The organism is Streptococcus sp. 9903 (assembly GCF_013276625.1).
Lineage (GTDB): Bacteria > Bacillota > Bacilli > Lactobacillales > Streptococcaceae > Streptococcus.
Genome location: NZ_VMLI01000001.1, coordinates 202,723 through 215,169 on the forward strand (window position 1 = coordinate 202,723; position 12,447 = coordinate 215,169).

Consider the following 12,447-nt stretch of genomic DNA (forward strand, 5'->3'; position numbering starts at 1 on the left):
GTATGGCTAGAGAAGGAATTTACGTGGGTGGCAAGGAAATCACTCAGCGTTATGTAGGTGATAAGTTGGTTTGGGAGAAAAGGAAAACAATAGTGCCTTACTTGGGATTTATGGGGACTGTTTCACACAATTACTATTCAAGTGAAATGAATATTTTTAATTACAGTGATGCGTTTAGGGATATTTCGTTTCCAAAAGTTGCTTATATAGGTCGGAGCGAAAGACTTATAGCAATCACCTTGAGAGCAGGATATGGAAATTCTCACGTTATTGCTAAACTAAAAAGCCCAGGTGATTTTAATGAAGCTCAAAGGTTATTTGATACACGAAACGCAGATATCTACATGACGTTTTACGAGGAAAGGTAGTAACACATGGACATAACCATTCAAAACGTCCGTTCGCCTGCTCTTGAGCACAACGGGCGGTATTATAAGGTCTTTCAGCCACGGACACGAGATGAACTGCTGAAACTGCACCATATGGGTTGTGTGGGTGACACGGTGCTGACGGATATTCAGCTGGAGCAGGGGGATTTCCCGACTAGCTTCGTGGAGCCTACTGTAACGCAACGTACCCTGTCAGGTCTTTTCAAGGATATGCGTTCTATTGAACTGGAACTGAGAGATCCAAACAGTACTCTATGGGGCAAAATCCAGCAGAATAACCAAGGGGCGCTGACTCAGTTCTTTGACAAGAATGTCAAGAGTGCTATTGCTCAAACTGCCAGAGAAATCAGGCAGGAAGTGCGAGATGCTGCTAATAGTGCGAGGGTACAAGTGACGCCTGAAGGTGTGACCATCGGCTCAACTACCTTGACGGGCGAGCAGTTAGCTTCTACCATTTCCGCAAGCCCTAGAGGTGTGGATATCATCGCTCCGCACGTTCGAGTACAGTCAGATATGTTGGTAGATGGTGCTGTAACAGCTAGGAAGATGGCCGCTGGTTCTGTCACTGCTGACCATATCCAAGCAGGTGCCATCACAGGCGATAAAATCAGCGTAGACGATGCCCTGATTCGGAACCTGACCGCTAGAGATGCCTTGATTGACAAGTTGACATCTAAGGAAATCTTCACAACCAAGATTGAGTCTGTCGTATCTAGTTCAACCTTCCTACAAGCCTATCAGGGTGAAATTGGAGGGTTTACCATCGGGAGTTTCCCAAACGGGAGTGGCAAGTGGATATCTGGCACAAATACGTTTGCGGTAGGAATGGGAAATGGTGGAAGTTTCGGTGATACCCGAACAGCCTTCTGGGCGAATTGGGGGAGTAATTGGAATCACGCAGGACCTAATGCCTGGTACGTGACAACCGCAGGAAAAATGAATTGTAAGAATGATGCGGATTTTCACGCTAAGGTCGACTTTTCAAACACATCAAATGCTAGGTTTTATGGACGGACAGAATTTCAAAAATCGCCTATTTTTGTCAATGGGATTCATATGTACGAACAAGAAATTTTGGGAAATGGTTGGAGTCCGAGGGAGGGACATCAAAATAAGGTCGTGTGGTGGAACCAGGTAGGCGAGGGAACGGTAAAGCACTGGATAGACAAATCTTCAGATAGACGCTTGAAAGAAAACATCACAGAAACAGCTGTGAAAGCCTTGGATATAATCAACAGACTGAACTTAGTCGCTTTTGATTTCATAGAAAGCAAGAAACACGAAGAAATCGGTTTGATTGCACAAGAGGCTGAGATTATCGTTCCAGAAGTTATCTCACGAGACCCTGAGAATCCAGATGGCTATCTGCACATCGACTATACTGCTTTCGTCCCCTACTTGCTGAAAGCAGTCCAAGAACTAGACCAAAAAATCAAAGAAATGGAGAAACTACATGGATAATAACACAATCGACAAGCTAGTCGCTGAGTCACTCGTTAACCGCTTGGCAGAAGGCGAATTGGGTCGTGCTCATTTAGAGGCACGTTATACGCTGACTTTGGCTGAATTACAGGCCTTTAAGGCGGTGCTGGAATATGACCCAGCCCTTAAAGAACTATTTGAAGAAACGCAAGTAAAAATGAAAGGAGCTAACAAATGAGCTATGAACTTGCAATTAAGCCCTACTTGAAAGGTGGGGAAAATGTAACAGTTGTCGCCATCAAGATGGAAAACAAGGGGCGCTATTCTTATGAGCAGTGCGAATTACTAGATGACCATACACAGGATAGTGAGGACGCCCTTATCCAAGCGGTTTTGGAATTGGTTCGCACCGAACTTGACCCAACAAGCGCTATTGTCAAAAACCAAGAACAGTTGGCTAAAACGACGGAAGCGCTGGAGAAAGCCAACCAACTCATGGATGGCATGCAGAAGGTCAATCTCCAGAATGCTCAGGATATTGAAGATATCTTAGCGCGATTGGAAGAGCTGGAAGCTCAAGGAGAGCCTGACCAGGGGGAGAAAGAGGGGGCAGAAGAGGAAGCCCCTCAGGTTACGGACACAGAAAACCAAGCTGATGACCCAGCCTCAGCGCAGCCAACTACTGAACAACCAGTAGCAGAAGCGCCTACACAACCAACCCCAGCGGTAGAAGATAACAAAGAAAGCGAGAAAGAAGATGACATTTCTGAAACGACAAACCAAGAGAGCCCTAGTGAAGACAATGGAGGTAGCAGCAATGAGTAAGATTACACTAGACCAAGCAAAAATCGATATGTACATCAACCTACTGGAACGTGGAGCAGTTGACTTTTCATGGGTACATAAACGCTGGAAAGACCGTGTGCGCAAGGAATTGAAGCGACGTGGTTTGAGCCATCTGGCAGACTAGCGAGGTGCTTATGGACGTCTTACAATCAATAGAGCATTTCTTCATGAACGTGCTATCAGCAGCTTCACCGATTATTATAGCTTGGCTCAGCTACAAATTGCCGAAGAAATCAAAGGAACAGACAGACCAAATCATTTCAGAGTTGAGCGAAGTCAAGAAACAGATCAAAGATGTCCAGACTACCGCTAAAGATAGCAATTCCAAAATCGATGAAGTACAGGAAAAGCTAAAAGTGCACGACGAGGCGCATCTAAATACTATGAAGTTGCGCCTTGACCGTGATATGCGACGGGCTATTCGTAGAGGGTTCACTTCAAAAGACGAATTTTCCCTAGTGGAAAGTCTGCACAAAAGCTACAAGGCTTTAGGAGGTAATGGCTACATAGACCGCTTATTCAACGATTTTGGAAAATTGGAGATTAAGGAAGACATCTTAGTAGATGATTAGATAGAAAGAGGTGCAGAATGGTCTGTAATCTCAATATGACCAATTTGCGGCAGATTGACGGCGGTCACCTGATTAAACAAGGGGACTTGGCTTCCACCTTTGGTTTTGCCCTCTTAGACGAAGACTACCAAGTCATCTCCTCTCTGGAAGGGGAGGAGGCGCTGATCAGTCTGACCAAGGAGGGCTACCAGTGGAAAAAGCAGGTAGCTGTTACCAGTCAAGGTGTGAGTTTTCATCTGGACGCTATCTTGCCCATTGGGAGTTATCGCTTGGAAATCACGGCTGGAGGCTATGTTTTCCCCAGTGATAAATCTGTCCATATCAAGATAGTCGCCTCAGATAAGGAATTGGTCACAGAAGAAGTCCACGCTCTAAAAGAGCTGGATATTGCAAAAGAAGTCGAAAAACAGCTTGCAGGTAGAACTGTAGGCGAGAGCCCAGCAGGTCAGGAATTGCCAGACCTGCTCTTTTATTACAATTTAGGAAAGGTGTAACACAAAATGGATACTACAAAATTAACAGCATTTGCGCAGGCAGTGGGGGAAGATAACAAAAAGGTAAACGAAGAGCTGAAAACGAAAGTCAGCACGTCTGCCATGAATCAGGCAATCGCCCAAGCTAAATCTGAAGTTAAGGCTGAAATCTTGGGTGAGGGAACGCCTGAAAATCTTGACACACTGAAAGAAATCGCGGAAAAAATCACAAGTATGGGACAAGATGAAAATAGCGCACTTCTTGGCAAAGTAACTGAAGTCAGCGGACGTGTAGATCAGATTGCCAATGTTGACTTGGTCGCAACCTATAACGCAGCGAAAGCGTGAGTGCTATGAGTAACCTTGAAAATCTAGCAAGAGCAATCGGTGAGGATGTCAAGGCAATCAAAGAAGATTCAGAGTTAAAGGATAGGGAAGTCCAGGAAAGACTGGGCTCCCTTGAGAGTAGACCGAGAGTCAATCCAGAAACCCTCGTTACAAAAGCGGAGCTGGAAAAGAAAGGCTACTTGACCTCCCACCAAGACTTGTCTACTTATGCCCAAAAATGGGAGTTGTACAATGATATCCCCATCAAGGCTAGGATTTCCGCCTTGGAAAATCGCCCGTCATTTGACAATCTGACCTCCAGCCAGAGAGAAAGCTTAAAAGGGGAAAATGGCCACAGCTTAAATGCGAATGTACGTATTGAGGGAAGCTATCGAAACGGTGCGACTAGTCAGTTGAATTTGATCGCGGACGTCTACTATGACGGAACACGGTTAACCAGTGGCTATACTCTTGATTATTACTACAGAGGTTTTGGGAATAATAGCTGGGGTGTTTTGAGAAATCAAACGCCTGATGCAAATGGTAAATTTGGTCAGTGGAACGCTACTCAGCGTTCAGGAGGCTGGTTTGAGGTCTACATAGTTGTAACGCACAACGGCATTAAAGCAGCTGCTAGCACACGTCTTGATAATGTCAGTGATGGTGCAACAGGTCCAGCAGGCGCTAGAGGAGCCACAGGAGAACGTGGCCCAGCAGGAGCGCCCGGCCAAAACATCATCAACCAAAACGGTGGGCAAGCCTTGAAATATTGGGTTGGTACAAAGGCTCAATATGAATCTATCAGAACGAAAGACCCCCATACTATCTATGATGTGTATGAACCAAAATAGAAAGGAAACAACATATGACACAATTTAACGAACTCATCATTGCCTTTGCGACAGGCTTTTTAGCAGTAGCAGTAGGCGGTATTGTAAAAGCAGTGAAAGACTATCTTTTGCGTAAAGGTGGAGAGAAAGCGGTTATCATCGCTGAAATCCTAGCCAAGAACGCAGTTAATGCCGTGGAGCAGGTTGCTGCTGAAACTGGCTACAAGGGAGATGAAAAACTGGCACAGGCTCGCGCTAAAATCCGTGCAGAGCTGCTCAAATATAACATCAGCATGACCGACAAGGACTTGGATACCTTTGTGGAGTCCGCAGTGAAGCAGATGAATGACGCTTGGAAAGGACAAGAGTAATGGATATCGATACAAGCAGACTACGTACAGGCTTGCCACAAGTCGGAGTGCAACCTTATAGACAAGTACATGCTCACTCAACAGGCAACCGCAACTCAACCGCTCAGAATGAGGCGGACTACCACTATAGAAAGAACCCTGAACTTGGATTCTTTTCTCATGTCGTTGGTAACGGTCGTGTCATGCAAGTAGGCCCTGTAAATAACGGATCTTGGGACGTTGGAGGCGGTTGGAATGCGGAAAGCTATGCAGCAGTTGAATTGATTGAAAGCCATTCAACTAAAGAAGAGTTCATGGCTGACTACCGCCTCTATATCGAACTCTTACGCAATCTAGCTGATGAAGCAGGTTTGCCGAAAACGCTTGATACAGATGACTTGGCAGGTATCAAGACGCATGAATACTGTACCAATAACCAGCCTAACAACAACTCAGACCATGTTGACCCGTATCCTTATCTTGCCAAATGGGGCGTTAGCCGTGAACAGTTCAAGCAGGATATTGAAAACGGCTTGACGATTGAGGCAGGCTGGCAGAAGAATGATACAGGCTATTGGTATGTACACTCAGACGGCTCTTATCAAAAAGACAAGTTTGAGAAAGTCAACGGAACCTGGTATTACTTCGACGGCTCAGGCTACATGCTTGCGAACCGCTGGAAGAAGCACACAGATGGTAACTGGTACTGGTTTGATCAATCAGGCGAAATGGCCACAGGCTGGAAGAAAATCGCTGAGAAGTGGTACTATTTCGACGTAGAAGGTGCCATGAAGACAGGATGGGTCAAGTACAAGGACACATGGTACTACTTAGACGGTAAAGAAGGTGCCATGGTATCAAACGCCTTTATCCAGTCCGCAGACGGAACAGGCTGGTACTACATCAAACCAGACGGAACAATGGCAGACAAGCCAGAGTTCACAGTTGAGCCAGAAGGCTTGATTACAGTTAAATAAATAGAAAGGAAACTTTCTAAAATGTTCTTTCACCGCAGGCTCAGGCTTGCGGTTTTTTTGTTTGCTCTGAAATTGACTTGTTGACATCAACAAATAGCTTTACAAAGCGCTTGGTTGTCAATTTTGTTGACGTTAACAAAATTAGAGTTTGTATTTCTATTTTGCAAAAACACGTATTTTGAACGATTAGAAATCAAAATCTAAATCCTATTGTTCAAAAAAGCGTTTTCTTGAAGAATAGGGAGGAGTAATGGCAGGGTATTATTGTCAAAAACGGTGTTTTGTTAAAAATAAAAAAACAGTGACCGAAATCACTGCTTATCAGTTGTAGCAAATTCATAAAGTTTTTCCGCTGTGAGAAGTGCCATTTTGTCCATACTTGTTTTTCCTTTTCTGAGGTCAGAAACGGTAGTCCATGGAACTCCAGCGCCTTGCGAAATAGCAGATGTAGACATCGAACTGTCTAACAATTCTTGAATAACTTTTCTCATCTTATTTGTCCTTTTTGTTTTTTAGATAAATGTATACATTAATTGCAATTATAAAAATAGCTATTGCACTAACCATTGCATTTCCTCGTTCCATTTGATAAAATAGAGGTGTGAGGGGCTTTCGCCCCAACCTCTTAGCGTTTACCTTTTTCTTTTGCGGGATTTCGGTTTACGCTTTTTGTTTTGCCTTGCGACCGTTATTGCGGTCACTAGACTTGCGATAGCAGTTACTGTTTCAGGAATATTGTCTATTGCCTTTTCAAGTAACCTAAGCCAATCTTCTTTGTTCAACTTCATCACCCCCTTTCCTTATCTTGATTATATTATATCACGGTATACCGAGAAAGTCAAGAGTTTTGATGGAGTTTTTTTATTTTATTTTTTAAAAAAAAAGACCGTGAGTAATCACAGTTTTCTATTTGTAAACTATTGAACTTTAAGTTGGAACCTTCTCAACTATACGGGCAAAGATGATTGTAAAAATGAATACGAAGATGAATACGATTTAAAAAAACGATGGAAATTAGTGTAAATGATTTTAAGGAAAAATAAGTAAAAACTCAACTATTTACAAGTGATGATAACTATTTGTAAACGTTTTTCACTTATGGTATAATAAGCATTGTATTTATTGTATATGAATCTGGAGAAAAAATCAAAGATATTTTTGACGGATAATATGAGAACAAGGGAGAATATATGACCTTAGAATGGGAAGAATTTCTAGATCCTTACATTCAAGCTGTTGGTGAGTTAAAGATTAAACTTCGTGGTATTCGCAAGCAATATCGTAAGCAAAATAAGCATTCTCCGATTGAGTTTGTGACGGGTCGGGTCAAGCCAATTGAGAGCATCAAAGAAAAAATGGCTCGTCGTGGCATTACTTATGCGACCTTAGAGCACGATTTGCAGGATATTGCTGGCTTACGTGTGATGGTTCAGTTTGTAGATGACGTCAAGGAAGTAGTGGAGATTTTGCATAAGCGTCAGGATATGCGAATCATACAGGAGCGAGATTACATTACTCATCGAAAGGCTTCAGGCTACCGTTCCTATCATGTGGTAGTAGAATATACGGTTGATACCATCAATGGAGCCAAGACCATTTTGGCAGAAATTCAAATTCGTACCTTGGCCATGAATTTCTGGGCAACGATAGAACATTCTCTCAACTACAAGTACCAAGGGGATTTCCCAGATGAGATTAAGAAGCGACTGGAAATTACAGCTAGAATCGCCCATCAGTTGGATGAAGAAATGGGTGAAATTCGTGATGATATCCAGGAAGCCCAGGCTCTTTTTGATCCCTTGAGTAGAAAATTAAATGACGGTGTAGGAAACAGTGACGATACAGATGAAGAATACAGGTAAACGAATTGATCTGATAGCCAATAGAAAACCGCAGAGTCAAAGGGTTTTGTATGAATTGCGAGATCGTTTGAAGAGAAATCAGTTTATACTCAATGATAGCAGTCCGGACATTGTCATTTCCATTGGTGGAGATGGCATGCTCTTGTCGGCCTTTCATAAGTACGAAGACCAACTTGATAAGGTACGCTTTATCGGTCTTCATACAGGACATCTGGGCTTTTATACCGATTATCGTGATTTTGAGTTGGATAAGTTAATGACCAATTTGCAGCTAGATACCGGAGCAAGGGTTTCTTACCCTGTTCTAAATGTGAAGGTTTTTCTTGGAAATGGAGAGGTCAAGATTTTTCGTGCCCTCAACGAAGCCAGCATTCGCAGGTCTGATCGAACCATGGTGGCAGATATTGTCATCAATGGTGTTCCCTTTGAACGTTTTCGTGGAGACGGGCTAACAGTTTCGACACCGACTGGTAGTACTGCCTATAACAAGTCTCTTGGTGGTGCTGTTTTACATCCTACCATTGAAGCTTTGCAATTAACGGAAATTGCCAGCCTTAATAATCGTGTCTATCGAACGCTGGGCTCTTCCATTATTGTGCCTAAGAAGGATAAGATTGAACTCATTCCAACAAGAAATGATTACCACACCATTTCGGTTGACAATAGTGTCTATTCTTTTCGTAGTATCGAGCGAATCGAGTATCAAATTGATCATCATAAGATTCACTTTGTCGCGACTCCTAGCCATACCAGTTTCTGGAACCGCGTTAAGGATGCCTTTATCGGCGAGGTGGACGAATGAGGTTTGAATTTATCGCAGATGAACATATCAAGGTTAAGACCTTCTTAAAAAAGCACGAGGTTTCTAAGGGGCTGCTGGCCAAGATTAAGTTTCGAGGTGGGGCTATTCTGGTCAATGACCAACCGCAAAATGCAACATATCTATTGGATATTGGGGACCGCGTTACTATTGATATTCCCGCTGAGGAAGGCTTTGAAACTCTGGAAGCTATCGAGCGCTCACTGGATATTCTCTATGAGGATGACCACTTTCTAGTCTTGAATAAACCCTATGGAGTGGCGTCTATTCCTAGTGTCAACCACTCCAATACCATTGCCAATTTTATCAAGGGTTACTATGTCAAGCAAAATTATAAAAATCAGCAGGTTCACATTGTAACCAGGCTTGATAGAGATACTTCTGGCTTGATGCTCTTTGCCAAGCACGGCTATGCCCATGCACGATTAGACAAGCAGTTGCAGAAGAAGTCCATTGAAAAACGCTACTTTGCTCTGGTTAAAGGAGATGGATATTTAGAGCCTGAAGGAGAAATTATTGCTCCGATTGCGCGTGATGAAGACTCTATTATCACTAGAAGAGTAGCTAAAGGTGGGAAGTACGCCCATACTTCCTACAAGATTGTCGCTTCTTATGGAAATATCCACTTGGTCGACATTCGCCTGCATACTGGACGTACCCACCAAATCCGAGTCCATTTTTCTCATATTGGTTTCCCTTTGTTGGGCGATGATTTGTACGGAGGTAGTCTGGACGACGGCATTCAACGTCAGGCCCTGCATTGCCATTACCTATCCTTTTATCATCCATTTTTAGAGCAAGACTTGCAGGTATCAAGTCTCTTGCCGGATGATTTCAGTAACCTTATTAAACAGTTATCAACTAATACTCAATAAAATATATTAGAGTATAATTTATTATTTTAAAGGAGAAAACTCATGGAAGTTTTTGAAAGTCTAAGAGCCAACCTAGTTGGTAAAAATGTCCGCATCGTTCTACCTGAAGGAAAAGAACCTCGTATTCTTCAAGCTACGAAACGCTTGGTAAAAGAAACAGATGTTATTCCAGTCTTGCTTGGTAAACCAGAAAAAATTAAAATTTACCTTGAAATTGAAGGGATTCACGAGGGTTATGAAGTCATCGATCCTGACCACTACGCTAAGTTTGACGAAATGGTTGCTGCGCTCGTTGAACGTCGAAACGGTAAGATATCAGAAGAAGAAGCTACTAGACTCTTACGTGAAGACGTTAACTACTTTGGTGTAATGCTAGTATATATGGGCTTGGTTGACGGTATGGTTTCAGGTGCACTTCACTCAACTGCTGCAACAGTTCGTCCAGCCCTTCAAATCATTAAAACTCGTCCTAATGTTACTCGTACTTCAGGTGCCTTCCTAATGACTCGTGGTTCAGAACGTTACCTATTTGGTGACTGTGCTATCAATATCAATCCTGATGCAGATGCCTTGGCTGAAATTGCGATTAATTCAGCAATCACTGCGAAAATGTTTGGTATAGAACCAAAAATTGCTATGTTGAGCTATTCAAGTAAAGGTTCTGGTTTTGGTGATAACGTTGATAAGGTAGTAGCAGCTACACAACGTGCGCACGAACTACGCCCAGATCTTGAAATAGATGGGGAATTGCAATTTGACGCTGCCTTCCACCCTGAAACGGCAGCTTTAAAAGCTCCAGGAAGTAAAGTTGCTGGACAAGCAACTGTATTTATTTTCCCAAGTATCGAAGCTGGAAATATCGGTTACAAGATTGCAGAACGTCTCGGTGGTTTCTCAGCTGTGGGACCTGTTTTACAAGGTTTGAATAAGCCAGTTAATGACCTTTCACGTGGATGTAGTGCAGAAGATGTTTACAATTTGACTCTTATCACAGCAGCTCAAGCTGTTCATCAATAAGATTTAGTCCTCTTTCCCTTGGGAAGAGGCTTTTTATACTCAATAAAAATCAAAGAGCAAACTAGAAAGATAGGCGCAGGCAGTACTTGAGTACGACAAGCCGACGCTGATATGGTTTGAATTTGATTTTTGAAGAGTATTAAATGAGTATGAAAAGAGAATTTTTTCATTAGAAAACGCATAATATTGAGTGTTTTTGACACCTGCTATTATGCGTTTTTTATAATTTTTGCACCTTTCTTAGCCTTTGTTATCGACAAGTATTGTTCTAGGTCCTTGTTTTTAGAATGGCAATTTCCCAGCGAAAGCACCCAGTTTTTTCTTGGTAGTTTCATCGATTTGTTCAAGAGCAGAGTTGATGGCTTGAACGGTCATATCAGAAAGAGTTTCAAGGTCCTCTGGGTCAACGACAGCTGGATTAAAGTCAATGCTGACAACTTTCTTATCTCCAGTTAAGGTCGCTTGGACAAGGTCTTGAGCAGATTTGCCAACAAATTGCATAGCTGCAAGTTCAGCTTGACTTTGTTCCATTTGTTTTTGAAGTTTTTGTGCTTGGCGCATCATGTTTTGCATGTTCATCATAAGATTTCTAAAGTTCCTTTCATCTCAAGGGGATAATCCTTGTTGTTAACAAGTGCCTGATTTTCTATCCTAATTGTTCTTAGTAGCATAGCCATCAAGCCCAAGTATTGATTTTATTATATCATTTTTTTAAGACATAGTCTTTTATTGGTAAGAGTTATTTATGTCAAGGAGTAATTAGAAATAAATTAAAATAATGATTTTTGCTAAGAGGGGCTCTATTCTAGTTTCATGGAAATGATTTTACTAAAGGTTCGTATGCTTTGTTTACCAATATGTTACCTCTATCTATTTTTGGAAAAATAGTTGTTTATTATTTTTATGCTAATAGTAAAATCTAAATGGTAGCCTACGATTTTTTAGAAAGAAAATGGTACAATATTCTAAGAGAAAATACAATGGGAGGGAAAATGAGGTTATTACCTATAAGAAAAATATCACGTCAGTCTAAAAGGTTAGCACTTTTTTTGACGTTTTGTGCTGGATATGTGGATGCTTACACTTTTATTGTTCGTGGGAATACCCTTGTAGCTGGACAAACTGGAAATGTTGTCTTTCTTTCGGTAGAGCTAATACAGAATAATGTTTCGGATGTTAGGGATAAGCTTTTAACCTTAATAGCGTTTATGCTGGGAGTTTTTTTACTAACCATTTATAAGGAAAAATTGAGAATTGTAAAAAAGCCAATTCTGTCACTGATTCCTTTGGCAATCCTATCAATCATTATTGGTTTTGTTCCGCAGACTGTAGATAATATCTATCTAGTGCCGCCCTTGGCCTTCTGTATGGGACTGGTGACAACTGCTTTTGGAGAAGTATCGGGTATTGCCTACAATAACGCTTTTATGACAGGGAATATCAAACGAACCATGCTAGCTTTTGGGGATTATTTCCGAACCAAGCACACACCTTTTTTGCGTGAAGGGTTCATATTTGTTAGCCTGCTTAGTAGTTTTGTCCTTGGTGTTGTCTTTTCAGCTTATTTGACGATTTTCTATCATGAAAAGACCATTCTTGGTGTTCCTATTATGATGAGCATTTTTTATCTCAGTATGCTTTTTGCCTCGTGGCGGAAAAAAGTAAAAGAAAAGGTAAATTCCCAAAC

At 41.9% G+C, this 12,447-nt stretch carries 18 protein-coding genes and 2 pseudogenes; 17 read left to right on the forward strand and 3 right to left on the reverse strand.

All coding sequences use genetic code 11. The features are described from left to right. Positions 1 to 2: 2 nt before the first annotated feature. From HT696_RS01120 to HT696_RS01170, 12 genes and pseudogenes are all read left to right on the forward strand, one after another. Entirely contained in the window at positions 3 to 368 is a 366-nt protein-coding gene (locus tag HT696_RS01120; RefSeq protein WP_173218446.1) for a hypothetical protein, read from the forward strand. A gap of 6 nt (positions 369 to 374) precedes the next feature. After that, positions 375 to 752 (forward strand): annotated as a pseudogene (locus HT696_RS10610) (gp58-like family protein); the annotation flags it as partial. A 189-nt stretch (positions 753 to 941) separates the two neighbouring features. Then, positions 942 to 1,850, forward strand: a pseudogene (locus HT696_RS10615) (tail fiber domain-containing protein); the annotation flags it as partial. Beyond that, positions 1,843 to 2,049 (forward strand): hypothetical protein, encoded by a 207-nt coding sequence (locus HT696_RS01130; protein WP_173218450.1) that lies wholly within the window; start codon positions 1,843 to 1,845, stop codon positions 2,047 to 2,049. The pseudogene HT696_RS10615 and the gene HT696_RS01130, both read left to right, overlap by 8 nt. After that, on the forward strand, positions 2,046 to 2,636 hold the full coding sequence (locus HT696_RS01135; RefSeq protein WP_173218451.1) for a hypothetical protein: 591 nt from the start codon (positions 2,046 to 2,048) through the stop codon (positions 2,634 to 2,636). Before HT696_RS01130 ends, HT696_RS01135 begins: the two co-directional genes overlap by 4 nt. Beyond that, positions 2,629 to 2,781, forward strand: a complete 153-nt coding sequence (locus tag HT696_RS01140) for a hypothetical protein (RefSeq protein ID WP_173214043.1) — start codon at positions 2,629 to 2,631, stop codon at positions 2,779 to 2,781. The genes HT696_RS01135 and HT696_RS01140 overlap by 8 nt, the downstream gene beginning before the upstream one ends. A gap of 10 nt (positions 2,782 to 2,791) precedes the next feature. Continuing rightward, positions 2,792 to 3,229 carry a hypothetical protein gene (locus tag HT696_RS01145; protein ID WP_173218453.1) on the forward strand — a complete coding sequence of 146 codons (438 nt, stop codon included), beginning with the start codon at positions 2,792 to 2,794 and terminating at the stop codon, positions 3,227 to 3,229. A gap of 17 nt (positions 3,230 to 3,246) precedes the next feature. Next, on the forward strand, positions 3,247 to 3,723 hold the full coding sequence (locus HT696_RS01150) for a hypothetical protein (protein ID WP_173218455.1): 477 nt from the start codon (positions 3,247 to 3,249) through the stop codon (positions 3,721 to 3,723). A 6-nt stretch (positions 3,724 to 3,729) separates the two neighbouring features. Further along, complete coding sequence (locus HT696_RS01155; protein ID WP_112445809.1) at positions 3,730 to 4,050, forward strand: hypothetical protein; 321 nt, start codon at positions 3,730 to 3,732, stop codon at positions 4,048 to 4,050. 5 nt (positions 4,051 to 4,055) lie between these two features. Beyond that, a complete protein-coding gene (locus HT696_RS01160; protein WP_173218457.1) occupies positions 4,056 to 4,880 on the forward strand; it encodes a collagen-like protein in 825 nt (274 codons plus the stop codon). A 14-nt stretch (positions 4,881 to 4,894) separates the two neighbouring features. Next, entirely contained in the window at positions 4,895 to 5,230 is a 336-nt protein-coding gene (locus tag HT696_RS01165) for a phage holin (protein ID WP_173218459.1), read from the forward strand. Beyond that, positions 5,230 to 6,186 (forward strand): N-acetylmuramoyl-L-alanine amidase family protein, encoded by a 957-nt coding sequence (locus HT696_RS01170; protein ID WP_173282885.1) that lies wholly within the window; start codon positions 5,230 to 5,232, stop codon positions 6,184 to 6,186. Before HT696_RS01165 ends, HT696_RS01170 begins: the two co-directional genes overlap by 1 nt. 311 nt (positions 6,187 to 6,497) lie before the next feature. Here HT696_RS01170 and HT696_RS01175 read toward each other — a convergent pair whose 3' ends face one another. Together HT696_RS01175 and HT696_RS01180 are read right to left on the reverse strand one after the other, a co-directional pair. Beyond that, a complete protein-coding gene (locus HT696_RS01175; RefSeq protein WP_023937752.1) occupies positions 6,498 to 6,677 on the reverse strand; it encodes a hypothetical protein in 180 nt (59 codons plus the stop codon). A gap of 141 nt (positions 6,678 to 6,818) precedes the next feature. Further along, complete coding sequence (locus HT696_RS01180; protein ID WP_162489709.1) at positions 6,819 to 6,968, reverse strand: hypothetical protein; 150 nt, start codon at positions 6,966 to 6,968, stop codon at positions 6,819 to 6,821. 408 nt (positions 6,969 to 7,376) lie between these two features. On the opposite strand from HT696_RS01180, the gene HT696_RS01185 reads away from it, so the two are divergent. The 4 genes from HT696_RS01185 to pta are packed head-to-tail and all read left to right on the forward strand — an operon-like array spanning position 7,377 to position 10,760. Continuing rightward, positions 7,377 to 8,048 carry a GTP pyrophosphokinase family protein gene (locus tag HT696_RS01185; protein WP_000171681.1) on the forward strand — a complete coding sequence of 224 codons (672 nt, stop codon included), beginning with the start codon at positions 7,377 to 7,379 and terminating at the stop codon, positions 8,046 to 8,048. Further along, positions 8,032 to 8,850, forward strand: a complete 819-nt coding sequence (locus tag HT696_RS01190; RefSeq protein WP_000799049.1) for an NAD kinase — start codon at positions 8,032 to 8,034, stop codon at positions 8,848 to 8,850. The genes HT696_RS01185 and HT696_RS01190 overlap by 17 nt, the downstream gene beginning before the upstream one ends. After that, complete coding sequence (locus HT696_RS01195) at positions 8,847 to 9,743, forward strand: RluA family pseudouridine synthase (protein WP_173217832.1); 897 nt, start codon at positions 8,847 to 8,849, stop codon at positions 9,741 to 9,743. Before HT696_RS01190 ends, HT696_RS01195 begins: the two co-directional genes overlap by 4 nt. A gap of 42 nt (positions 9,744 to 9,785) precedes the next feature. Continuing rightward, positions 9,786 to 10,760 (forward strand): phosphate acetyltransferase, encoded by a 975-nt coding sequence (gene pta / locus HT696_RS01200; RefSeq protein WP_173217834.1) that lies wholly within the window; start codon positions 9,786 to 9,788, stop codon positions 10,758 to 10,760. Between the two features lie 282 nt (positions 10,761 to 11,042). Here the strand turns inward: pta and HT696_RS01205 are convergent, their stop codons facing one another. Next, positions 11,043 to 11,342, reverse strand: coding sequence for a YbaB/EbfC family nucleoid-associated protein (locus tag HT696_RS01205; protein ID WP_000981526.1), 300 nt, complete (start codon positions 11,340 to 11,342; stop codon positions 11,043 to 11,045). 398 nt (positions 11,343 to 11,740) lie between these two features. On the opposite strand from HT696_RS01205, the gene HT696_RS01210 reads away from it, so the two are divergent. After that, on the forward strand, positions 11,741 to 12,447 hold a 707-nt coding region (locus tag HT696_RS01210; protein WP_173283076.1), incomplete at its 3' end, for a YoaK family protein.

What these genes read in the sequence shown, in the direction of transcription:
- HT696_RS01120 (WP_173218446.1), top strand. Translation starts at nt 3, where the DNA reads ATGGCTAGAGAAGGAATTTACGTGGGTGGCAAGGAAATCACTCAGCGT.
- HT696_RS01130 (WP_173218450.1), top strand. Translation starts at nt 1,843, where the DNA reads ATGGATAATAACACAATCGACAAGCTAGTCGCTGAGTCACTCGTTAAC.
- HT696_RS01135 (WP_173218451.1), top strand. Translation starts at nt 2,046, where the DNA reads ATGAGCTATGAACTTGCAATTAAGCCCTACTTGAAAGGTGGGGAAAAT.
- HT696_RS01140 (WP_173214043.1), top strand. Translation starts at nt 2,629, where the DNA reads ATGAGTAAGATTACACTAGACCAAGCAAAAATCGATATGTACATCAAC.
- HT696_RS01145 (WP_173218453.1), top strand. Translation starts at nt 2,792, where the DNA reads ATGGACGTCTTACAATCAATAGAGCATTTCTTCATGAACGTGCTATCA.
- HT696_RS01150 (WP_173218455.1), top strand. Translation starts at nt 3,247, where the DNA reads ATGGTCTGTAATCTCAATATGACCAATTTGCGGCAGATTGACGGCGGT.
- HT696_RS01155 (WP_112445809.1), top strand. Translation starts at nt 3,730, where the DNA reads ATGGATACTACAAAATTAACAGCATTTGCGCAGGCAGTGGGGGAAGAT.
- HT696_RS01160 (WP_173218457.1), top strand. Translation starts at nt 4,056, where the DNA reads ATGAGTAACCTTGAAAATCTAGCAAGAGCAATCGGTGAGGATGTCAAG.
- HT696_RS01165 (WP_173218459.1), top strand. Translation starts at nt 4,895, where the DNA reads ATGACACAATTTAACGAACTCATCATTGCCTTTGCGACAGGCTTTTTA.
- HT696_RS01170 (WP_173282885.1), top strand. Translation starts at nt 5,230, where the DNA reads ATGGATATCGATACAAGCAGACTACGTACAGGCTTGCCACAAGTCGGA.
- HT696_RS01175 (WP_023937752.1), bottom strand. Translation starts at nt 6,677, where the DNA reads ATGAGAAAAGTTATTCAAGAATTGTTAGACAGTTCGATGTCTACATCT.
- HT696_RS01185 (WP_000171681.1), top strand. Translation starts at nt 7,377, where the DNA reads ATGACCTTAGAATGGGAAGAATTTCTAGATCCTTACATTCAAGCTGTT.
- HT696_RS01190 (WP_000799049.1), top strand. Translation starts at nt 8,032, where the DNA reads ATGAAGAATACAGGTAAACGAATTGATCTGATAGCCAATAGAAAACCG.
- HT696_RS01195 (WP_173217832.1), top strand. Translation starts at nt 8,847, where the DNA reads ATGAGGTTTGAATTTATCGCAGATGAACATATCAAGGTTAAGACCTTC.
- pta (WP_173217834.1), top strand. Translation starts at nt 9,786, where the DNA reads ATGGAAGTTTTTGAAAGTCTAAGAGCCAACCTAGTTGGTAAAAATGTC.
- HT696_RS01205 (WP_000981526.1), bottom strand. Translation starts at nt 11,342, where the DNA reads ATGATGAACATGCAAAACATGATGCGCCAAGCACAAAAACTTCAAAAA.